Origin of the sequence: Dolichospermum sp. UHCC 0259 (genome assembly GCF_009711935.1) — a bacterium.
Lineage (GTDB): Bacteria > Cyanobacteriota > Cyanobacteriia > Cyanobacteriales > Nostocaceae > Dolichospermum.
In genome coordinates, this window is record NZ_VIKX01000021.1 from 1 (window position 1) to 23635 (window position 23635).

At 36.4% G+C, this 23635-nt stretch carries 19 protein-coding genes; 13 read left to right on the forward strand and 6 right to left on the reverse strand.

All coding sequences use genetic code 11. From position 1 onward, the window contains the following. Positions 1 to 143: 143 nt before the first annotated feature. Complete coding sequence (locus FJR05_RS02435) at positions 144 to 1331, reverse strand: hypothetical protein (protein ID WP_168642647.1); 1188 nt, start codon at positions 1329 to 1331, stop codon at positions 144 to 146. Positions 1332 to 1479: 148 nt separating this feature from the next. On the opposite strand from FJR05_RS02435, the gene FJR05_RS02440 reads away from it, so the two are divergent. Beyond that, positions 1480 to 1740: a prevent-host-death family protein gene (locus FJR05_RS02440; RefSeq protein WP_168642648.1), complete on the forward strand. Its 261-nt coding sequence runs from the start codon at positions 1480 to 1482 to the stop codon at positions 1738 to 1740. A 10-nt stretch (positions 1741 to 1750) separates the two neighbouring features. Here the strand turns inward: FJR05_RS02440 and coaBC are convergent, their stop codons facing one another. From coaBC to FJR05_RS02455, 3 genes are all read right to left on the reverse strand, one after another. Then, positions 1751 to 2962: a bifunctional phosphopantothenoylcysteine decarboxylase/phosphopantothenate--cysteine ligase CoaBC gene (gene coaBC / locus FJR05_RS02445; protein WP_168642649.1), complete on the reverse strand. Its 1212-nt coding sequence runs from the start codon at positions 2960 to 2962 to the stop codon at positions 1751 to 1753. A gap of 79 nt (positions 2963 to 3041) precedes the next feature. After that, a complete protein-coding gene (locus FJR05_RS02450) occupies positions 3042 to 3254 on the reverse strand; it encodes a DUF2555 domain-containing protein (protein WP_015078552.1) in 213 nt (70 codons plus the stop codon). 146 nt (positions 3255 to 3400) lie between these two features. Then, on the reverse strand, positions 3401 to 4027 hold the full coding sequence (locus FJR05_RS02455; RefSeq protein WP_168642650.1) for an alpha/beta hydrolase: 627 nt from the start codon (positions 4025 to 4027) through the stop codon (positions 3401 to 3403). 328 nt (positions 4028 to 4355) lie between these two features. On the opposite strand from FJR05_RS02455, the gene FJR05_RS02460 reads away from it, so the two are divergent. From FJR05_RS02460 to FJR05_RS02505, 10 genes are all read left to right on the forward strand, one after another. Next, on the forward strand, positions 4356 to 5960 hold the full coding sequence (locus FJR05_RS02460) for a peptide ligase PGM1-related protein (protein ID WP_168642651.1): 1605 nt from the start codon (positions 4356 to 4358) through the stop codon (positions 5958 to 5960). A 220-nt stretch (positions 5961 to 6180) separates the two neighbouring features. Next, positions 6181 to 8304: a cation:proton antiporter gene (locus FJR05_RS02465; protein WP_168642652.1), complete on the forward strand. Its 2124-nt coding sequence runs from the start codon at positions 6181 to 6183 to the stop codon at positions 8302 to 8304. Between the two features lie 144 nt (positions 8305 to 8448). Next, complete coding sequence (locus tag FJR05_RS02470) at positions 8449 to 10143, forward strand: protein kinase (protein ID WP_371416773.1); 1695 nt, start codon at positions 8449 to 8451, stop codon at positions 10141 to 10143. 158 nt (positions 10144 to 10301) lie between these two features. After that, positions 10302 to 11603, forward strand: a complete 1302-nt coding sequence (locus tag FJR05_RS02475) for a P-loop NTPase fold protein (protein ID WP_168642653.1) — start codon at positions 10302 to 10304, stop codon at positions 11601 to 11603. Between the two features lie 48 nt (positions 11604 to 11651). Continuing rightward, positions 11652 to 16244 (forward strand): tetratricopeptide repeat protein, encoded by a 4593-nt coding sequence (locus FJR05_RS02480; protein WP_168642654.1) that lies wholly within the window; start codon positions 11652 to 11654, stop codon positions 16242 to 16244. Beyond that, positions 16238 to 16615 (forward strand): AAA family ATPase, encoded by a 378-nt coding sequence (locus tag FJR05_RS02485; protein ID WP_168642655.1) that lies wholly within the window; start codon positions 16238 to 16240, stop codon positions 16613 to 16615. Before FJR05_RS02480 ends, FJR05_RS02485 begins: the two co-directional genes overlap by 7 nt. Positions 16616 to 16764: 149 nt before the next feature. Then, entirely contained in the window at positions 16765 to 17718 is a 954-nt protein-coding gene (locus FJR05_RS02490; protein WP_168642656.1) for a DUF3696 domain-containing protein, read from the forward strand. Between the two features lie 274 nt (positions 17719 to 17992). Further along, the gene (locus FJR05_RS02495) at positions 17993 to 20041 is read left to right on the forward strand and encodes a sensor histidine kinase (protein ID WP_217385503.1); all 2049 of its coding nucleotides are present in this window, start codon (positions 17993 to 17995) and stop codon (positions 20039 to 20041) included. A 5-nt stretch (positions 20042 to 20046) separates the two neighbouring features. Further along, positions 20047 to 20748, forward strand: a complete 702-nt coding sequence (locus FJR05_RS02500; RefSeq protein WP_168642657.1) for a hypothetical protein — start codon at positions 20047 to 20049, stop codon at positions 20746 to 20748. Next, a complete protein-coding gene (locus FJR05_RS02505) occupies positions 20732 to 21754 on the forward strand; it encodes a ComEC/Rec2 family competence protein (protein ID WP_217385505.1) in 1023 nt (340 codons plus the stop codon). Before FJR05_RS02500 ends, FJR05_RS02505 begins: the two co-directional genes overlap by 17 nt. Positions 21755 to 21997: 243 nt before the next feature. Here FJR05_RS02505 and FJR05_RS02510 read toward each other — a convergent pair whose 3' ends face one another. After that, positions 21998 to 22390 carry a type II toxin-antitoxin system death-on-curing family toxin gene (locus FJR05_RS02510; protein ID WP_168642658.1) on the reverse strand — a complete coding sequence of 131 codons (393 nt, stop codon included), beginning with the start codon at positions 22388 to 22390 and terminating at the stop codon, positions 21998 to 22000. Next, the gene (locus tag FJR05_RS02515) at positions 22383 to 22643 is read right to left on the reverse strand and encodes an AbrB/MazE/SpoVT family DNA-binding domain-containing protein (protein WP_168642659.1); all 261 of its coding nucleotides are present in this window, start codon (positions 22641 to 22643) and stop codon (positions 22383 to 22385) included. Before FJR05_RS02515 ends, FJR05_RS02510 begins: the two co-directional genes overlap by 8 nt. 240 nt (positions 22644 to 22883) lie before the next feature. Here FJR05_RS02515 and FJR05_RS02520 point away from each other — a divergent pair, with 240 nt between their 5' ends. After that, complete coding sequence (locus tag FJR05_RS02520) at positions 22884 to 23060, forward strand: type II toxin-antitoxin system HicB family antitoxin (protein WP_168642660.1); 177 nt, start codon at positions 22884 to 22886, stop codon at positions 23058 to 23060. Positions 23061 to 23292: 232 nt separating this feature from the next. Then, entirely contained in the window at positions 23293 to 23616 is a 324-nt protein-coding gene (locus FJR05_RS02525; RefSeq protein WP_174783554.1) for an AAA family ATPase, read from the forward strand. The last annotated feature ends 19 nt before the right edge of the window (positions 23617 to 23635 follow it).

Here is a 23635-nt window from a genome sequence, read left to right on the forward strand (position 1 = left end):
ATTTCTCCATAAAGGGAGCGGTAGAACCAAATTTTCTATATTAAGAAAATAAAGTATTTGAAATCCACGTAGGTGGGTTTTGCCTGTGTAGCCGCGTTCGCGTAGCGTGCTGGAGGCATCTTTCTAATCGCTCGAATGATGCTTTAATAAGTAACTGTTCCTAAGCAATCTTTGATAAATTCAATAATGATCTTGAAATCAACAAAATCTTCAGCCTGTTTTCTTTCTTCACAAATCCATTTACAAAATTTCATTTTTTGAAATTCTTGAATTTGGTTTTCTTCTCCATAATCACCATATTTAGTTTTTGGTAAATAAAATTCTTCTGTAAATAAATGATCAGGAAATAGATTCTCAATACCTTTCTTGACTTTTCGATTCTTTTGTTGAGGTATTTTTCTGATTTTCAATAATTCATGATCTTCATTAGATTTATCAGTATCACAGTCATAAATCAATAATACTTTTCTAGTCAAGAATTTAGGGTTAGAAATCAGAACATCTCTGGTATTTTTTAAACCACCATCACCAGTATTGATACTTTTGCCTTTACCTATAGAAATTCCTACCCATTCAATATCAACTTGTGCTAAGATTTCCTTTTCTCCTAGCAATTTTAAAGCGGTTTTAATATAAATTGGATCAGTTTCTCCTTCTGTTAAAACTAGAGGTTTAGAACCTTTTTCTACAGTAGCTTTGACTTCATCTTTAACAGCATTGATTTTTTCACAATAGTTGCAAAACATCCGTTGACCATGTTCAGACATTAGATAACTACAATAATCTTCCCAGACTTGAACTGACCAATGATATAGTTCTTTCCGAAGATATTGATAAGTAGGATTTTTTTCTCCATAACGATCACTTAAAAAGTGCTTAGGATAAGTAACTTCCGTATGAGCAGATATATTATGACGTGCCATGATTCTTAATAAACCAATTCCCTCAGCTTCCCACATTCTAAGGTGTTGAATGACATAAGATAAATGAGCAGGATTGGATGAATCTGCAACAACAATAATACAAAATCCTAAGTATAAAGGGTTATCATGTTCTCCCTTAAAATAACCTTTTTCAAACGCATTAATAATACCTTGTGCTTGATTGCCTTCTAAAACATTATCAATCCACCAATCAGGAAGTATTTTATCTTCAAATCCATAACCACACATGAGCCAAAAACTACCAACAATATTTTGAGGATACTCTTCAAGTAATGATATTGCCCTCATACAACTAGTAATGCCAATTCTGGGTAAATGCACTGTCATTTTCAAAAATCCTAAGTAAAAATAAAAATGTGATTTTATTCCATTAAACAACAAAATCAAACAAATAATGCGCCATTTACAACTTAGAACAAGCCGAAATTTATATCTCTCTTCCTTTCCTATCTAAAAACACCGCTTGATTATTATCAATAACTCAAAGTTCATGTTATAGTGTACTTAGGTGTACACACTTTGTCAATTCACTATTATGGATATCCAATCTGTAGGAATCAAAGAATTTCGTGCCAATTTACATAAGTACACACAACAAACATCTGAACCAATCGCAATTACTTCTCATGAAGTGCCAATAGGTTACTACATACCAACACAACCTACTCCTCAAAAACAAGATTTAATGGCTTTACAAGCAGCAGTCCAAAAAATCCAACAATTGCTGGAAACAAGAGGTATTAGTGAAGATGAATTATTTGCTGATTTCCAGAATGCTAAAGAAAGTACAATATAATTTGATTCTATTAAACAACAAAATCAAACAAATAATGCGCCATTTCCAACTTAGAACAAGCCGGAATTTCTAACTCTCTTCCTGACTTATCTAAAAACACCGCTTGATTATTATCACTCCCAAAACCACTATCAACTTTATCAATAGGATTCGCTACAATTGCATCTAATTTCTTTCTTTGCAATTTCTCTTTTGCAGGTGTAATAATATCCCCAGTTTGTGCTGCAAAACCAATTAAATATTGATGGGGTTGTTTACGATTTCCCAGTTCAGCGACAATATCCGGTACTGCTGCTAGAGGAAGATTTTCGGGGAGCGATCGCTTGGGCAATTTTTCGCTACTATAATCTCTAGGCTTTACGTCTGCAACTGCGGCTGACATGATAATGATATCTGCATTGGCTAAATGCTGGAACATTACCTGCTGCATTTCCTCCGCACTCACAACCGCAATTGCTTCTACTCCCAAAGGTACATCCCAACTTGCAGGACAATGGACTAATATTACTTTTGCGCCTCTGTGCAGTGCTGCCTGTGCCAATGCTAAACCCATTTTACCAGTGGAAGGATTGCCAATAAATCGCACCGGATCTAAAAATTCTCGCGTTCCCCCAGCACTTATTAAAACCTGTTTCCCAGCTAAATCTCTGTTTCCTTGGGTGTGTAATAAAGATTGAATATCAACAAATATTTCTGCGGCTTCTGCCATTCTACCAGCACCAATGCGATCGCACGCTAATAAACCAGAACCAGTTTCCATACCATAAAATCTACCATCTGTCAATAACTGTCGCCAATTTCTTTGTACCGCCACCTGTTCCCACATATCTGTGTTCATGGCAGGTGCTAACAACACAGGACAGGTAGAAGCGAGAATAGTATTTGTTAATAAATTGTCTGCCATTCCATAAGCTAACTTAGCTAAAGTATTAGCAGTTAAAGGCGCAATTACAATTAAATCAGCCCATTCACCCAACTCAATATGCAATGGACGCTGATAAATTGGCTGCCAAAAATCATCATCTGTATAAGCTTGATGACGAGATAGAGTTGCTAATGTTAAAGGAGTAATAAACTCTTGGGCAGATTTAGTCAGAATAACTCGCAATTCCACCCCAGACTTAAACAGTGTAGAAACCAATTCACAAACTTTATAAGCGGCAATACCACCGCCTACACAGATAAGAACCCGTTGAGATTGAAGATTTGTAGATGATAGCATTTGGGGGCAAAATTCCGATTACCTTTGATTTTAGCCCCTCAACCCTAATCTCAAATCCCCAATCTCAAATCCAAAATTCTTAGGCTTCGTCGTAAGCTTCTAAATCTAAGAGGTGGATATAGGCTTCAACTAACTCTGGACGCTGAAAAGCGATCGCCCGCAATAGATGCCAATCATTTAAACCCTCAAAAGCATTACTATAATTATCTAATTCCAGACGTGTAGCCAAATCTTTTACCTCTGTTGCCGTCATAGCAGAAATTTCTGTTTTGGAAATGCTTAGAGTTTTCATAATGCTTGCCCCTCCCTTTTGCAGCGCTTGAATTCAGCTTAGGGTGGAGTTGCTTCCACCTGTTCTATCTTACTCATGAATGAGCATTAAATTTGTAAAAATTCTTGTGATTTTTACCAGAATTTGAAAAATTTTTGTAACTAAACCTAACTAATTGTGTTAAGAACAAAAGTTCGTAGCACTTCTAACATTTGTAAATTAATTTCATGTCCCGTTGCAAATTCATGATACTCCACCGCTACGCCTAGAGATTGTGCTATTTCTCTCGACTTAATCGCCGCTTGCAAGGGAACGACTTCATCCTTTGTACCGTGCATGATTAATGTCGGCGGAAAATTGCCTTGATTCAGCGTTGTCACACTAGGATGTAAATAGCCACTCATGACTACCAAACCAGCCAAGGGTAAGCTTAATCCTACATCTAAAGTCATCGCCCCACCTTGAGAAAATCCGCTCAAAATTGTGCGTGATAACGGTACACCCGTATTACTTTCTAAAGAGAGCAACCAATCTATGAGTAGTTGTTTACTTTCTATTAATCCATCATACATATTTTCTGTCCGCAGATCATACCATGCCTTACCCGTATCAGCATAGGGATAAGGATAGGGAGCGTTGGGGAGGAGAAACTCGTAATCAGGTAAATTGACATAAGGAATCAAAGATGCCACATCTTGGGCATTTGCACCCCAACCATGTAAAGTGACGATTAACGCATCTGGTGTTTTTCCTCCTGGTGGAGAAACTCTGATGAAGTCTAATGTTTGAGTCATGGGTAATTGAGTTAAGAATTAATGCAGATACAGTATACCGCGTCTTAATCCAGTACACATTTCCTAACTTTTTTCGTGCTTCTGGACGTTTTTATATTTTGCCGTATTCACACAGTGATGTTGCATAATGACGGCATGAATTCTGTTTCGCGCAAAGGCACAAAGAAGCAAAGGCGCAAAGTTTAATACTAATTTTATGTGAGGTTGCACAAAATTATAAAATCCATAAATTCATCCGCGTTTATCTGCGGTTAATAATTATTGAAATTTCATTCTATGCAACTTTATAGGGTATATATTAAGTAAGAAATAATATGGGAATAGGGATATGGTGACATTAAATGTTGATGATTTACAAGAAGTTGATAAATTTCGTAATTTACAATTAACATTACGTGAGCGTTGGCAAACTAGCGAATTATTCGACAATAGTGAAGCAGATATTTTAATTATTCCTTCTTTGAGTATAGATCAAGGAGAATTACTCAAGGTAGAAGGATGTGAGCATTATGAAGAAAGATTACTTTTTTCGTTAATGCGGTTACGAAATCCCCGGACTAGGTTAATTTATGTGACATCAATGCCACTTCATCCTAGTATTATTGATTATTATCTGCAATTACTTCCGGGTATTCCTTTTTCTCATGCTCGTCATCGCTTATTATTACTTTCTACCTATGATGCTTCTTTAAAACCCCTCAGTCAAAAAATATTAGAACGTCCTCGGTTATTAGAAAGAATTCATAAAGCTTTGCGACTAGATAAAGCTTTCATGGTATGTTATAATTCCACTTTTTGGGAATCACAATTATCTTTAAAGTTGGGTGTACCTTTATATGCTGCTGCACCAGATTTACAAATTTGGGGAACAAAAAGCGGCAGTAGACAGATTTTTCAAGAAAGTGATGTCCCACTTCCTGACGGTAGCGAGTTAGTCAGGAATTATGAAGATTTAGCCAATGCTGCGGCTGATTTGTGGGAACGTCAACCGACATTACAAAGAATGGTAATTAAGTTGAATGAAGGTTTTTCGGGAGAAGGGAATGCACTGTTGGATTTACGAGAAATCATGGATTTTGCACCGGGAAAGGCTGATCATAGTCACAGGGTAGCAGCAATTAGCGATCGCTTCCTGCATTTACGTTTTCAATCCTCACAAGAAACTTGGGCAAATTTTTCTCGACGCATTCCCGAATTAGGGGCAATAGTGGAAGCTTTTATCGAAGGAGAAATCAAACATTCTCCCAGTGTCCAAGGTAGAATTACACCCAATGGAGAAGTGGAAATCCTTTCTACCCATGACCAAATTTTAGGCGGACCAGACGGACAAATTTATATAGGTTGTCGCTTTCCTGCCGATAAAAACTATCGCTGTGAATTACAGGAATTAGGTTTAAGAGTTGGGAATAAATTAGCAGAAAAAGGAGCTTTAGAAAGATTTGCCGTTGATTTTGTCACCGTTGATAAAGGTAATGGTATGTGGGATATTCAAGCCATTGAAATCAATCTTCGTAAAGGAGGAACAACTCACCCATTTATGACTTTAAAATTATTAACCAATGGTCGTTATGATTTATCCACTGGATTATTTTATAGTCAACAAGGCAGACCTAAATATTATATTGCTACAGACAATTTACAAAAACCTAATTATCAGGGATTATTACCTAATGACTTAATGGATATTATCGCTCACCACAGATTACATTTTGATAGTGGCACAGAAACAGGTACAGTTTTTCATCTCATGGGTTGTCTTTCCCAGTTTGGTAAATTAGGATTAACCAGTATTGGTGATTCACCCCAAGAAGCGGAAGATATTTATAATAAAGTTATCGAAGTGCTTGATCAAGAAACCAGCGGTGATCATAATAATCATGCTATCTTTGCTGATTACAATTTTCCTATGACTGGGGATGGATATAGTTGTTAAATCAAATATAAAATTCAGCTTGATATTCCTGATGCTCTATTCCTCTATTAATCAAGCATCAGGAATATTCACAAAATTCTGATGTCAGGATATCATCTCCGGTAGGAAACAGTTATACCTTAAGATAGAGCAGGGAGGAAGATAGCAAACTGTTATAATATACTATGTTTATGTTCATAATATTTGTATTATCATATATATAAATATTATTTTATGAAAAATGCCAGTAGATTTTCTCAATGAACCAATCATTTCTTTCACAATTCTCCTCATAGCTATTTTTATTGTTCCACCGCTATTTGAGAGACTGAAATTACCTGGATTGGTGGGTTTACTAATAGCAGGCGTATTACTGGGTCAAAATGGACTCAATCTCCTCAACCCTAAATCGGAAACTATAAAACTGCTTTCAGATATTGGTAAAGTTTATTTGATGTTTGTAGCGGGTTTAGAGATTGATATTGAACAATTTCGTCAAACTAAAAATCGCTCAATGGGTTTTGGCTTCCTGACTTTTTTAATGCCTTTAATTGCGGGGGTTATTACGGGACGTTTATTCAATTTTAGCTGGAATTCTTCGTTTTTGATAGGTTCTTTACTAGCTTCTCATACTCTCTTGGCATATCCAATTATCAGTCGGTTGGGAGTTATAGGCAATGAAGCAGTCACAGTGACAATTGGGGCAACGATTTTTACTGATACAGGTGCATTGTTATTACTGGCAATTTGTGTAGGTATTCATGGAGGAGATTTCACAGCTTTTAAATTATTCACTTTATTGGCTGGACTAGCAATTTATTCAGTTGTGATTTTATTTGGGTTTAATAAAGTAGGAAAAGAGTTTTTCCGCCGCACTGGAGAGGAAGAGAGTAATCAATTTTTGTTTATCTTACTGGCCTTATTTCTGGCATCTGTAGGAGCGCAAGCGATTGGAATTGAAAAAATTGTTGGTGCGTTCCTGGCAGGTTTAGCAGTCAATGGCGTTTTGGGAAATAGCCCTGTTAAAGAAAAGGTAGAGTTTGTGGGTAGTGTTCTCTTTATCCCTTGTTTCTTTGTGGACATGGGATTACTAATTGATATACCTGCGTTTATCAAAACTCTCAGTTCAATTACTTTAACTGTGGCAATTGTCGTGGCACTGATTAGCAGTAAATTTGTGGCAGCCTTTCTAGCTAAAACATTTTATCGCTATAACAATTCCGAGATGCTGACAATGTGGTCATTATCCCTACCGCAGGTAGCAGCCACACTAGCAGCCACATTAGTTGCCTATCAATCTGTAAATCCTGCTGGTGAGAGGCTAATTAATGAGGGTGTCTTAAATAGTGTTATTGTCCTGATGTTGGTTACTGCTATCATGGGTCCAATAATTACAGCTAAGGTTGCGAGGTCTTTACAAGTCGTCCCGTCCTCGGAATGGAAAGCAGATAGTCTATCGGTGTGGTGGGAATCTCAAGAGCAAATAGAGCCACCAGAGACAGCAGACAACCGTTTGCAACAAGATTACCCGCCATTTATTGTTGTAGTTCCCATTTATAACCCGCTGACGCAACGTTATTTGCTGGAAATGGCAGCACTTATAGCCCGTCATGAATCTGGACAGATTATGCCTTTAGCTATTACTAAAGCCCATCTGAATATGGATGATCCACAATTAGTAACGGCACTAGCACAAAGTCAGGAAAGATTGAGGTTGGCTTCCGAAATTAGTCAAGAATTTAACGTCCAAGCATCACCGACTATTCGGATTGATGATAATGTCGCTTTGGGGATTAGTCACGCCAGTCGGGAACATAATGCTAGTTTAGTGGTGATGGGTTGGGGAAATACCGGGAATTTCCGCGCCCGTTTATTTGGTAGTCTCATTGATCAGGTTTTCTGGTCTTCTCATTGTCCGGTAGCGGTAACACGCCTGTTAAAAAGTCCGACAGAAATCAGACGCATTCTTGTTCCTGTTGGTGACTTAATGAGGGTGACTATCGGGACTATCAGATTTGCCCAAATTTTAGCTGATGCTAATCAAGCTGAGGTTGTGCTGTTGCACGTGAGCAATGCCTACGGCGGGACAAGGCAAAGTCTCATGGCTAATGAGCAGGTTACACACTTTACTTCTCAATTGTCTGCTATTGCTAATCAAGGTAAGTTACAAGTCAATACAAATATTTTAACAATTGGTGGTGATGATATTGCCAAAGTCATTATTGAGCAAGCGCAGGCATTTGACTTAGTGGTTTTGCGTTCTGTCCGCTATCGCACCGCTGGAGGATTAGCCGTTAGTGAAGTGACAACCCAAGTGATTAACAATTTGAAATGTTCGATTGTCATGCTGGGAGAACCTCAATAATACCCGTAATTCCCTCCTCTGACCCAAAAAAAGGCTCGATATTTGGGACAAAGACTAATGGCAATGGCCAGTTAGAGTTATTTAGACGAATATCTAGAACTAAAGTTAAATAGACGCTAAAATCGATCCAGCCTGTGTATTTTCGTGGTTTTGACCCAGATAAATCAGAGCGCGGTTCACTGCATAAATCCCCATTGTCAACGTCCCTATCCTCAACCTTGGGGAAACAAATTCTGTAACAGTTGTGGCGCACCGCTGCATCTGTTAGATCGCTATTTCTCTCTTAAACCTCTCGGCGCGGGAGGATTTGCCCAAATTTACACAATTTGGGATGAAAAGACACAGACAGAAAAAGTGCTGAAGGTGCTGGTAGAGACTTCACCCAAGGCCCTGGAATTATTCATTCAAGAAGCGGAAGTTTTAAGTAGTTTCCGCAATTCTGGTGTACCTAAAGTTGATGCTGATGGATATTTTCAAGTTAACTTAATTAATCCTAAACCCCATCAATTACCTTGTTTGGTAATGGAAAAGATTAATGGCTACACTTTAGAGGAAGTATTAATAAATTCTCCTCAAGGTTGTTCCGAAGATTTGGTAGTCGGTTGGTTTATTCAAGCTGTGTTGATTTTACAGGAGTTACATAAACGCCAAATTATTCACCGCGATATAAAACCTTCTAACTTAATGTTACGGACTTCTACGCCAGTATCTCCTGCCAAAAGTGATCAATTGGTGCTAATTGATTTTGGCGGTGCTAAACAATTTAATGGGTCAGTTTTGCGATCGCACCCCACATCTACACGCTTGTACTCTTCCGGTTATAGTCCCCAAGAACAAATTCGCGGCGGTAATATTGGACCATCGGCAGATTTTTATGCCTTGGGACGAACAATGATTCAACTACTTACCGCCAAATATCCATCCGAATTGGAAGATAGTTTAACTGGAAAATTGCGTTGGCGGAATTATCGGCAAATTAAACCAGAGTTAGCGGATTTAATTGATGAAATGGTAGAAGATGATGTGCGATTACGTCCAGCTAACGCAGCTATTATACATAAACGGTTATTAAGTATCGCTTCCCCATCTCCACAACTAGGTTTATTCAGTAGTACGGGTAAATCTGTTGTTCAATCAATCACTGAATTTACCCAAGCTATAGGTAATACTACTTTATTAATAATTCAGGGAATATACAAATTTTTATCCGCTTGTTTGGCGACTATTTGGGTAATGATTTTGACGAGTATCTGTGCGGGAATCGGGACTATGATTGGGTTTTTCCTAGCTTACCATACCAGTTTAGGCGATCGCTGGCTAGAATTACTAGCCTATCAATTCCCCACATTAGTCAAAAATCAACCTTATATAGCCGCAGAAACCATACTGTATGGTTTTGCCGGTTTGGGAACAGGTTGGGGATTAACCTTATCAGGTTGTTTTGGACAAAAGCGGCGGTTTCTCATCACAGCCTTAATGGGCTTAATTGGCTACAGTTTAGGCTGGATAGCTTGTCAATTCATCACTACACCAAATCCGGCTGAAAGCTTAGTAACATGGATTTTAATCTCACTTCCCCTATTAACCCTTGGCTTAGGTCTTCGCAGTCATCAAATCGCCTACGCAGTCATTGCAGGTTTAGGTAGCGCCAACCTCATAGCCATTCTCGTGCGTTTAGGATTGGGACTACATTTATTCCATTTTTCCAGTCAACCACAAGGGCTGGATATATTTTCACCCATAGGTTTTTTTAGTTTAGTAAGTATCTTAATCAGCTTTTCCTTAAGTATAACCCATTACCTCATTGTCCCCTGCTTACGTCGGCTAGGTTGGCGTTGACAATTAAAAATTCGGGATTAGAAATTGGGTATTTTATTTTTTGTAATCCTCTGAGTGGAATATCTTTATCTAAAATTGATACATAACAATATTATAGTATTATACTAAGTAAAGATAATATCCTAAAAACAGAGTTTTTTGCCCAGTTCATCACTAATATGAGTAATACCAACTTTTGGAAACCTGCTTACCAGCTATTCAAACCAGAAGAACCACTAGCTACATCTGAGGACTTGCAACATTTTTATGTCTCCAGAGATAATAGTCCTGTAGATCAGCTTGTTAGCTTATTGGAAATGGAAGATGATCCAGTAAAATTTTTACTTGCAGGTCATCGAGGTGGCGGAAAAACTACTGAACTGCGACGACTAGAACAAAAATTAGCGAATACACATACTGTTATTTGGATAGATACCCAAACAGCCTTAGATAGATATAACATTGGCTATGCTGAAGTTGTAGTTTTGATTGGTTTGCAAATTGCACAGCAAGCTATTAAATCTAATTGGTTATTTAAAAAAGATAAATTATTAACAAGATTACAGGACGCACTCAAGACAGTAGTTTATCAAGATAAAGGTACTCATACTGAAGGTTTGGGAATGCCAGAATTTATCGAAAAAGCAGGATTAATTCTCAAACGTGGCTTAACCAGAGAAATCACTAAAACCGTTAATGTCCGTCCGAAATTAACTGAAATTATTGATAGCGTTAATGAGATTATTCTCACTGCTGAAAAAGAAAATAAACAAAAATTATTTATTATTGTTGATGGACTAGATAGACATGATTTAGTTACAGCCTTAGATATGTTTTCCAGTTCATTGCTAACAGAATTAAGTTGTCATATTATCTATGCAATTCCCATTGCTTTGCGATATTCACCTAATTTTCGACAACCAATGGAAAGCTTTCAAAAATGTTTAGATTTGAATAATCCTCCCGTTTTTGAATGTGATCAGAATCTATGTCCTACAAATAACCCTGATCATATAGGCAGAAAGATTCTTCTAAATATAATTAATAAACGACTCGATAGCTTAGGCTATGATTATAAAGGTTTATTTACACCTGATGCTTTAGAACTGATTTGTGAAAAAAGCGGTGGTGTGATTCGAGATTTAGTGAGATTAGCGCGCACTGCTTGTGAAATTGGACTGCGAAAAAAATTGAAATTAATAGATTTGGAAACGGCAAAAGAAGCTGTGCAAGAAGTTCGCAGAGAATATAATTTAGATGATTACCAATATCCCGAAATTCATTCAGTACACAATACCGGGAAGTTAACCTCTAAAACCCATAGTTTACCACAAAAAGGCGAATTTATTATTTGTGATGAGCTTTTACAAAACAAATTCATCTTGGGTTATTACAATTCAAAAAAACAATCTTGGTTTGATATCAATCCTATTTTGATAGAAGATTTACAACGTTGGCAAGAGGCTAACAATTCTCTGTAAAAACGTGACTATTCTGGAAAGATTACTAACTATTAACTGGTGCTAACTATGCTTTCTGATGACTCCAATTATATTTTGAGTGAAGCTGATAAAGAAGAATTAGAAAAATTAGTCAGCATCTTAGAAATTTCCAGTGGAACAACAATTATTTTTGCCATTACTCCAGAGAGTAGTCCTCAACATTTGGTTGTAAAACAGCTAAAAGAAGACTTAAAAAATAGCGAAGAAAATTTTCACTTTCACAACTTTTTTTATAGTGAAAATTCTTTTCATAACTTCTTGTATAGTTTAGATGAAAATAAACAACCAGAGCGCAAATTAATAATGGCATTTGGTCTTGATCAATTGCCTACAGATAGATTGGTTAGAGAAATGCAGCGTTTAAACTTAGGACGAGAAGAGTTATTTGGTAGAAACTTAATATTAATTTTTTGGTTGAATCAAATTAACTTTCTCGATGAGTTTCGTCACCGTGCGCCGGATTTTTGGGATTGGCGAGAAAAGGTAGTACAATTTGAAACTCGTAATCCCTTACTTTATCCTTATTTAGAATGGCTAATTGCTGAAAACTCCTATCTCAAAATGAGTGGGGTAATGCAAGTAAATCGTCAAGTTGATATTTTCCTTGACCAGATTTATGTTTCCCTGCAAGCACAACGACGACAAGAAATCATTGATACTTCTGAAAGTAGAGAACTTGAAGCAGTAACTGTTTTAAAATCTCCCTCTAATTTTAGTAGAGTTAAAGGAACAGGAATTAATTTCGATGATAGGGATGAACCTGACTATTATCAACCTGTACGAGAAAAAACCATATCTATTTCTAGTACCAAAACCATTACAGAAAAAGTTGAATTATCCCAGGTAGTCAAAGCAAATTCTTACAGCGTAATTTTAGGCGCTCCTGGTGCGGGTAAAACTACTCTTTTACGTTATTTAGCTTTGCATTTTGCCACAGCTAAAAGAGAGGATTTAGAAACAGTAATTGCTGGAGACACAAAGGAAGATTTAGGAAAAACTCTCCTGCCTATTTTCTTTCGTATTGCTGATTATGCAGAGAAACTAAAACAACAACCAACTTTAACTTTAACTGAATATCTAGTCCAGTTTTATCGTCAGTGGGAAGCTCATTTTCAAACACAAAAAGAAATGGGAACTGAGGTAGCAGCATTTTTATTAGATGCTATGCGTCAAGGAAAATGCTTAATATTACTAGATGGTTTAGATGAAGTATTTGATCAAGAAAGTCGTAGAGAAATTGTAGAATCTATTAATCAGTTTGTTGATAAATTTCCCCATAATAAATACGTAATTACTAGCCGCATTGCTGGTTATCGTGATGTGCAACTAAGCAGCCGTTTTGCTGAATATATTATTGAAGATATGAGCAGCGAAAAGGTAGAACAGTTTTTATATCGCTGGTGTCGAACAGTAGAAAACGCACAACAACCAGATGCTAGTGAAGAACAAATAGAAAGAAAAGGTAATGAACAAGCAGCAAATATTTTAAACGCAGTTCAGGAAAATGAAGGTGTGAAGCGTTTAACAGCAAATCCACTATTATTAACTATTTTGGCACTGATTCACCGCAATGGGGAACGTTTACCTAACCGTCGGGTAAGGTTATATGAGTTAGCAGTGCAAACTTTGATAGAAGATTGGCAACTTAGTAAAAAATTACCAGATGCTCCGAAAGTCGTATTAAGAGAAACTGAAGTAGTAGAACTTTTAGCACCTTTAGCATATTGGATGCACGAAGAAAAGCCTTCTGGTTTAGTAACAGAGGCAGAAGTGCAACAGCAACTAGCAACCAAAATGGCGGAACTGAATGGTGCTGAACCAGAATCGGATTTAGTCCGTCAAGCTGTGGGAGAATTTCTGCGGAAAGTGCGAGAAACAACAGGTTTATTTGTGGAACGCGCACCTGGTGTTTATGGTTTTATGCACTTGACTTTTGAAGAATATTTTGCGGCTCGTTATATTGCAGATAATGACCAAAGTAAAATTCAAGAACTAATTCAACAACATCTCCATGAACCTCGCTGGAATGAGCCAATTTTGTTGTCTTTAGGGTATTATGGAATTCATCTACCTGGACAAGTTAAGAAATTAATAGATCAATTATTTAGTAATTTACAAGATTATCAACCTCTACTACAATATGGCGATATAAAAATAAAAACCTCTGTTGCTGATAATACAATTATTATTTACTTAAAAGCAGAAGATGATTCAGCAGAAATATTAAAGAATGTAGAATTTAATTTGCAAGATTTATTTTTTGCAGGACAAGTTATTGCTGAAGTTGAAGTTAGTAATATTTTCCGAAAAAATATTATTGAAAAATTAGTTATTACTTACATTGGTATAGATGATGATTTTGACAATGATCTAATTAAGCAACTCCTGCGAACACTACGAAAAGTTGAACTATTTTATCAAAAAGGTGAAGTCATAGCCAAATTAACAGCAGTAGCTAATGATGCAAATCTATCTCAAGAAATGCAGATTAAAGCAAAAACAGCTATTTTGTATGTTGCTTGCGGTCAATCATTAGGATTAGATAATTATGTAACAGAAATTGTTAATCAATTAGAACCTTCGCTTTTTGATAGTATTAGAAATTTGGTAAAAGAACTGGGTGAAGAAATGACACCTAGCCTAGAAATTAGCCGTCAATTTCATAATTATGATGAAAGTTGTCAAATGGCATTAATTTTTATCACTGCGATGTCTTATGTCAGGAAAGAAAATTATGATAAAGCTATTGAAATTTTTGAGTTATTAACTGAGGATGCAGATAGTATTTTTAGTCCTTACATAGTTTGGTCTGTAGCTAATTGTTATCAAGAAAAAGGTGAATTTGATAAAGCAATTGATTATTATCAAGAATGTTTTGAGAAATTAGCTCGATATATTGAACCTTCAGCTTTTATACTTTTTTGGAATAATCGAGGTGTTTGTCACAGATTACATGGAAAGTATGAAAAAGCTTTGGACTGTTTTATGCAAATGCTAACTATTAGCCAAGAAATTCATAAACCTAAAAGTGAATCATTGGCACTATATCACATAGGCAAAACTTATCAAAGTTGGGGTAAATACGAAGAAGCAATAAGTTATCACAAACAAAGTCGAGAAATTGATCAACAATTAGGTGAAGATAAAGGTGTAGCTAATCAGTGGTATTGCATAGGTGAATGTTATAGAGAATGGGGAAAATATCAGCAAGCTGTTGATTGTGAAAATCAAAATTTAGCTATTTGTCAGCAGTTGGATGACCAAGATAGAATTGCTAGTGCTTACTTTCAGTTAGGATGGATTTATCAAGGTTGGGGTAAATACGAACAAGGGATAAGTTACCACGAACAAAGTCGGGAACTTTATCAACAATTAGGTAAGGAAAAAAATGTTGCTAATCAGTGGTATAATCTGGCTGATTGTTATAGAGAATGGGGAAAATATCAGCAAGCTGTTGATTGTGAAAATCAAGATTTAGCTATTCGTCAGCAGTTGGATGACCAAGTTAATATTTCTAGGGCTTACTTTCAGCTAGGATGGATTTATCAAGATTGGGGTAAGTACGAACAAGCAATAAGTTACTACGAACAAATTCGGGAGATTTATCAACAATTAGGTAAAGAGAGTAATTTAGCTAATCAATGGTATAACTTGGCTAATTGCTATAGAGAATGGGGAAAATATCAGCAAGCTGTTGATTGTGAAAACCAAGATTTAGCTATTCGTCAGCAGTTGGATGAACAAGTCAATATTGCCAGAGCTTACTTTCAGCTAGGATGGATTTATCAAGGTTGGGGTAAATACGAACAGGCAATAAGTTACTACGAACAAAGTCGGGAACTTTATCAACAATTAGGTAAAGAGGAAACAGTATCTGACTTGTGGTATAATCTAGCTGATTGCTATAGAGAATGGGGAAAATATCAGCAAGCTGTTGATTGTGAAAATCAAGATTTAGCGATTCGTCAGCAGTTAGATGACCAAGTTAATATTGCTGATGCTTATAAACAGCTAGGAAGCATTTATCAAGGTTGGGGTAAATACGAACAAGCGATAAGTTACTATGAACAAAGTCGGGAACTTTATCAACAATTAGGTAAAGATAAGAATGTAGCTATACGGCTTCGACAAATGGCTTACTGTCAAATTTTATTAGCCAAAAATACCGCAAACACAACAGAAACTACTGAATTACTTAAACAAGCTGAGAAAAATATCCACCAAGCTATAGAAATCAATACTCTACGACAATATCAACAAAATATTGCTTACGATTACACTAAACTCAATTTACTTTATTCAGCACATCTACATCTTTTACCTATTGATAACTCTTCAATACCAGAAAAGATTGCTTTATTTGAGGAATCCTATTACAAAGGCTTTACTTATTTTGATGACCTGGGACAAATAGTAAATAAAGCCGAAGAGGCTTTAGGTATTGCTCGTGTTTACCTAGAGGTAGAAGTTCTACAAAATCTCAACCGTAGCGAAGAAATGGCTCAAGGATGTTTACAAATCTTTCAAGATTACAACCGCCGGAAATTGACAGCTTCATCATATAAGCTGTTAGGAGAAATTTACCTGAAACGAACACAGNTCAATTTAAAAATATGCTGAGAAACCTAACTATTCATAACTTTAAATCTTGGCAAAATACTGGACAAATGCCATTAGCATCCTTAACAGGATTATTTGGGAATAATAGTTCAGGAAAAACTGGAATTATTCAACTATTATTAATGCTGAAACAAACTGTTGAATCAGCAGACCCTCAACGAGTATTGCATACAGGAGATGAGCAAACTTATATTGATTTAGGGACAATTTATGATGTCATATATCAGCATCAAATTCCCGGAGAACTAGCTTTTTCTTTAACTTGGGACTTACCAGAATATCTGAATATTATTAATCCCGAAGGGGAATTAGATGATATTATATTTTCCATTCCATCTTTATCATTTAATGTCAACATTGCAGTTAAGTAGGTCAACAGGAAAATTTAAAGGTATGTAACGGTATGTAAAGTTGTCTCAATGCGATATTCTGATTGAGTTTCAGCCATTTTATAAAACGCAATACCCCTCATTTTTATTTTGTTCACCTACTTACAGCAGAAAATCTGGCTGTAAAAAGCATGACTTATAGTTTTGATTATGAAAATAAAAATTATCTGTTTGGAATCGAGCAACAAGATAATCAGAATCAAAGTGAATATAAATTATTATCTCAAGGTTACACTGTAAAGCACTTTAAAGGTAAAGCATGGCCACTACCAAAACCCATTAAAAGTTATGGGTTTCCAAATCAGATAAATTCCTATTATCAAAATACCGCTTTTTTGGCAGATTTTGTATTAGCCTTTGAAGGACTTTTTCAAAATATTTATTATCTTGGATCCTTGCGAGATTATCCACGTCGTAGCTACGTATGGGCTGGATATCAACCACAGGATGTAGGCAAAAAAGGAGAACAAGTTATTGCGGCTTTATTAGCTTCCAGAACCAGAGATAAAGAGAAAAAAATAGAACAGCGTGTAGCAGAATGGTTACGTCAATTAGGATTAATTTATGATTTTCAATTAAAACCAATTGCCGAAAATCGTCAAGAATATGAATTACGTGTGCGTCGCACTCCTACTTCTTCTGAAGTGTTAATTACAGATGTAGGTTTCGGTGTTTTTCAAATCTTACCAGTTTTAGTGCTTTGCTATTATGCACCCAAAGGTTCAACATTGATTTTTGAACAGCCAGAAATTCATTTACATCCATCAGTACAAGCCGGTTTAGCAGACGTATTTATTGATGTCATTAAAACTAGAAATATGCAAATAATTATCGAAACTCATAGTGAACATTTACTGCGGAGGTTACAAAGACGTATTGCTGAAGCTGAACTCCAAGAAAAAGACGCTGCATTGTACTTTTGTCAATTAAATGAACAAGGAAACTCCCAATTAATTCCTTTAGAATTAGATGCTTATGGCAATATTAATAATTGGCCTATAGGATTTTTTGGTGATGAAATGGGTGAATTACTAGCAATGACAGAAGCAGCTATCAAACGCCAAAAGGGGAGTCAGTCACAATAATCAGCTGAGTATGCTAAGTTAAAGATTGAAAACGGAACAGGGAACGGAGTGGGTAGGTGAAAACTTTAATCCAGATATTTTCGATATAGATGGAGTTAATGAAATGTTACAAGAATTGCAATGATCTACCAATATTCCCAATAATATTTACTTTGGTTTCATCTACCATGAAGGTTAACTGCAACGGACAACCGAAAATTCTCAATTCATCAGAGTTGAGGTAACTGTTTTCTAAGGGTTAATTAACTGAGTTTTCTGCATACCGCTTATTCCTATGATGCATTTTAAGTTTTCACCAAAAATTCTACAAAGGCTAGGAGAAGAACTCCTTCCAAATCCAGACCAAGGAATCATTGAATTGGTTAAGAACTCTTATGATGCTGATGCTACTGAATGCACAGTAGAAGTTGTCAAAATTAGCACCATAGGGGGATCAATTATTATTTCAGATAATGGTATTGGTATGGATGAAGATGCTATTAGTGAAGGATGGTTGGTGCTAGGACGCTCAAAAAAAGCCGTTCGTGAACTCACTCCGTTAGGTCGCTTACCTGTAGGTAATAAAGGATTAGGTAGATTAGCTGCTCTACAGCAAGGTTCTCAAGTAATTTTGAAAACTAGACCTCAATATCAGCCAGGAGTTGAATATTCTCTAACAATTAATTGGGATGATTTTCAAGAAGTTGATGTAGTTGAAGATGTGCCTTTTAATATCCAAAAAAATAGCACAGATAAACTGCATGGAACTGAAATTATAGTTAGTAATCTGAAAAATATATTCACAAAGCGCGATATTCAAAGACTCGCTAGGGAACTTTTATTATTAGCAGATCCATTTGATAACCATGCTGGTTTCCGTATTCAACTTATTGCTTCAGAATTTGCTGAGATTGAAAAACAAGTAAATAATTCTTACTTTGATGATGCTGAATATCATTTGAAAGCTAATATAAATGAAGGCGGTCTTGCTGAAGCAAGTTTGCTAGACTGGCAAGGAAATGTAATTTTTCATGCAGCGCATAGTGATCTTTCTCAAGAACCTTATAAAACACCTCGAACAGAACTTGAATTGTGGGTATTCTTGCTAAATCCTCAAAGTTTTTCAGCTAGAAATGCGTCTGTCTCCATCACACAAGTTAAAAAATGGCTTGCTCAAGCGGGAAATGTTCGTCTATACCACCGAGGACTGCGGGTGAAGCCTTATGGTGATCAAGACGATGATTGGTTGAGATTAAATTATGCACGATCTAGGAATCCAGAGGTACGTCCTTCAACAACAACAGTTATTGGTAGAGTAATTGTCAAAGACCCTGAAGATATGTTACTTCAGAAAACTGATAGACTTGGTTTTATTGAAAATGAAGCTTTTTTAGAGTTAAAACGCTTTGCAATTGATGTATTAGAATGGATGGCTAAAGAAAGGCTTAAAGTCACTGAAACGCACAGAGAAAAAGTTAAGAAACAAGTTCCTCGTGATATTACAGAAGCTAAAGCAAGAATCGAAGAAGTTATTGAAGCAGAAGTTCCTCAAGAATCTCGTCCTAAAGTTCGAGAGGTTGTTCAGCAATATGAAAATGTAACAGAACGTGAAACCAAGATATTACGTGAAGACCTTCAGCTTTATCGTAGTCTAGCTACAGCAGGAACAACAGCAGCAGTTTTTGCTCATGAATCTGGTAAACCATTGAATTTAATTGAAAGAGCAGCTAAGAGAATAGAAAAAATGGGTAAAAAATTTTTGGGGGAAAAATATGATGCTTATTTAGAAGAACCAGTAGCAATGCTTTATAAAGTTAAGTCATTCCTCCGCTTTTCTAATTTTCCACTGCATCTGTTAAAACGAGAAAAACGTCGTGTAGGTGCTGTAGATATCCATAGTGTTATTGACGATACTGTTGCACTTTTTCAAAGTTTTTTTGACGAAGGTAAAATTGAAGTTGTACAAGAGAAAGTTGATGGTAAACCTTGCATTTATGGAAGCGATGCTTTGTTAGAAGCAATTATTACAAATCTTTTGACAAATGCTATAAATGCTTTTAACGTTGAAGGTGGACGCATAGAAGGACGTAAAGTAATTATCAGAATTGAAATTGAAGAAAGTTATTTAATAATTAAAGTTTTAGATAATGGTTCAGGAATTCTGAATATAAAATTAGACGAAATTTGGCTACCTGGTAAAACAACTAGGGAAGGTGGTACAGGTTTAGGATTGACAATTGTTAGGGATTCTGTAACAGATCTTGGAGGAATGATAAAGGCCATTCCAAAAGGTGAATTAGGTGGAGCAGAATTTATTGTAAAAATAGCACTTATTGGAGGGTAAATTTTATGGACATAACACAAGATTTTAATGAACAAATAATTGCTATAGTTGATGATGACACCACACAATCTAAAGCAACAGCTTGGGAAATAGAGGACGCAGGTTATAAACCATTTTTATTAGACGAGGGACATTTTCACAATATCAATGAATTGGTATCACTTATTAGAGAAAATGCTCAAGGTGCTGTGTGTGATCACCGATTGAGTAATTCTGGATTTGCCAACTTTTATGGAGCAGAATTAGTTGCAGCTTTATATGACCTAAAATTTCCATCACTGTTGATAACTCAATACACAGAGATGGATACATCTTTTTCAATTAGAAAATGGAGACATAAAATACCTGTACTACTAAGTCGAGAAGAAGCTGATGCTTCAAGCATTGCTAAGGGAATAGAAATTTGTACCTCAGAACTTTGTGGTAAAATACCGAGTAACAGAAAAACTCGTAGAACAATAGTCAGGATTACTAATATTGATCAAGAATCTCATGAAAGTGTTATAGATGCATTTGTTCCCAGTTGGAATCCCCATAAGGCTGTTCGTTTTCCAGCTTCTCTGATTCCAGAAAATATTAGAGTTGTATTAAAACCAAATATCCGTTTATTTGCTCACGTAAACACAGGAGCAGAAAAATCTGATGATCTGTATTTTGAAAAATTTGAATTAGCACTTGAACCAGATGAAGATGATGGACTCGCCTGAACTAATTATTTTAGATGTTGGACATGGAAATTGTGCGTTAATCAGAGATGCAAAAGACGTAATCATTATTGACTGTCCACCTGGAGGTACGTTGGCAGAAACTCTTGAGCATCTATCTATTAAAGAAATTTTACATATCCTCATTTCCCATTCTGATGCAGATCATATTGGAGGTATGATTGACTTACTTGCAAATGAAGATATTAAAATTCACAATGTACACATCAACCCTGACGCAATTAAGAAAAGTGACATTTGGTTAGATTTACGTATTGCTTTACAAGACGCACGTAAACGGTTTGGAACTGTAATTTCTAAACTAACTACAACAGAGACGGGAAAGTTTAATATTGGCTCAGTCAATTTAGAAGTACTTGCACCAACCTATGAATTGATACTTGGTGGTGCTGGAGGAACAGATTTACAGGGACGGAAATTAACCTCTAATTCAATATCAGCCGTTATCGGTATAGTTCACAATTCCCACAGAGTGGCTATATTAGCAGGGGATATTGACAATGTGGGATTTGACAATCTCATTCAAGACCAAAATAGTTTGAATGCTGACATACTTGTTTTTCCTCATCATGGTGGAAGATCCGGTGGTGGAGATAGTAAAACTTTTGCCCAGCTATTTTGTAGTTTTATCCAACCAAAACTAATCATATTCTCAATAGATCGCAATCGCTTTAGCAATAATCCTCGTGTAGAAATAATAGAGGGATTGCGTTCTTCGGTACCAGATGCTCATATTTTATGTACTCAGTTATCTCAACAATGTGCTGCTAGTCTTCCTAGTTTAAAGCCTACACATTTAAATACATTTCCTGCCAAAGGGCTTATCAGTAATAGCTGTTGTGGAGGAACTATTGCTATTAAAATAGATGGTAGTATGACAACTTATGCTGAGATGGCTTTACATAAAGAATTTATTGTTAATCAAGTAACTAGCCCAATATGTCGAAAGTTTTTACCTATTGTTAAACTAGATAGCCCACCTATTTAATTACAATAATACTGGCTCTACCGCTCCCTTTATGATATTTTCGGCAAAATATTGCAAAACCCTTATTATGATTGAATTTGAGGTTTTAATAGTCTCAAAAATAGGCGATAGCGTACCCTTTCAAAAAACTCCTACTTACTTTTCTTCACACATTTTGGTTATCTCACGTCCACCTAGTTAACAGGTAACAGAAAAATCACTTATGTAATAAATTCTGTTGCATTACTTATCGCATCAAGTTATTCATAGCAATTCACCAGCATATTTTCCTAACCAAACCTGCAAAGCATTTTCGTCAATTTCCCCAGATGCTAAACCCTCCATCACTAATACTATCTCCGGCTCTGGTGCGTTAAAACCATGACCATTCAACCCCAAAAAAACATACATTGCCATAAAAGCTGTCCGCTTATCGCCATCCCCAAAAGGATGATTTTTACACAAAGCAAAACCATAAGCCGCTGCTAATTCCAGGAGCGAAACTCCCGGCTGATAGGAAAACTGATGCCGGGGATGGGTTAAACTTGCTGCTAATAACCGGCTATCTCTCACCCCAGATAACCCACCATACTGAGAAATCAAATCCTTATGGATAGCAAGCACCATCTGTTCAGTTAGCCAGGTCGGTTCATTCACCAAACACCTCGCGCCGTGGGGTTTCTGACTTAGCGAGTTCCTTCAATCCCTGACGAAACTTCTGGCTACCTTGCCGATAAATATCCATTGCTTTCTCAAACTCAGGATCATAAGGACTTAGCTGGAGTCCATGTTCAGTTTCCGTCACAAATACGGTATCTCCTTCAGAAAGATTGAGTTTTTCCAACAACTCCTTAGAAAAAGTCACCCCTACTGAATTACCAATTTTGCGTAACTTTAAGGTTTGGATCATTAAACTTTCGCCAATGTAATTACGAGTGTAACTACTATCTTAGCCTTAAATTCCCACTCTGCAACTCCCTATGGCTTATGCCATGCTCTGCTATCGGGAGCTACGGTGTACACACAAGCCTGGCGAGGAAAGCAACTCAAAAATGTGACCCATGGATCACATTTTTCCTCAAAACTTCGGCAACACCAACCTCCCCTACTTATCCGAACATCTTAAACAATCACAATTGGAGGATTGATAATGCGTTACGCAATTATTATTGAAAAAGCTCGAGACAACTACTCTGCTTACGTACCTGACTTACCTGGATGTGTGACTGTTGGTGACACAATAGAAGAAATTAAACAAAACATTCAAGAAGCAATTGCTTTTCACTTAGAAGCATTAATAGAAGATGGTTATAGCTACTCAAGTTAAAAGATTCAATGCCTTTATTACCGCCCGTGCCGCTTCCCTCTCAGCACGCTTTGTGTCTGAGTTTCCCACTTACCGCGAGGTCTTATGACAAAAATTCGTACTATGGTTCTTCAATTTCTAACGGGTAAATGGGTAGTTTGAGCGAAGGGCTACCCATTTTGCCGAACGCAGCATGAGTACATTGGTACTTCCCCAAGGTTTTATGATCAAGCTTTAAATAGGGTAGGTGACGATGATGTTTAAATATCTACTTTTAGAAGACTTAGGCATATTCTCAAGATTAGAATGGCAGAAACATCAAAAAATTAACATTATTATTGGTGAAAACGATACAGGTAAAACCTATATTCTGAAAATGCTCTATTGCATTGCCAAAAGTCTCGAAGAATATACTAAACGTGCTGAAGCTGACAATAAAAGCTGGAAAGAAATTTTGGCTGAAAAAATACTTTGGGTTTACCAACCAAGCAAAAAGAAACGTATATTAACTACATTAATTCGTAATAAAACAATTAAACCTGTAACTGTTCACACTCCCCCACTAAAAAGGAATTAGGAAGTAACAGGGATAGGAG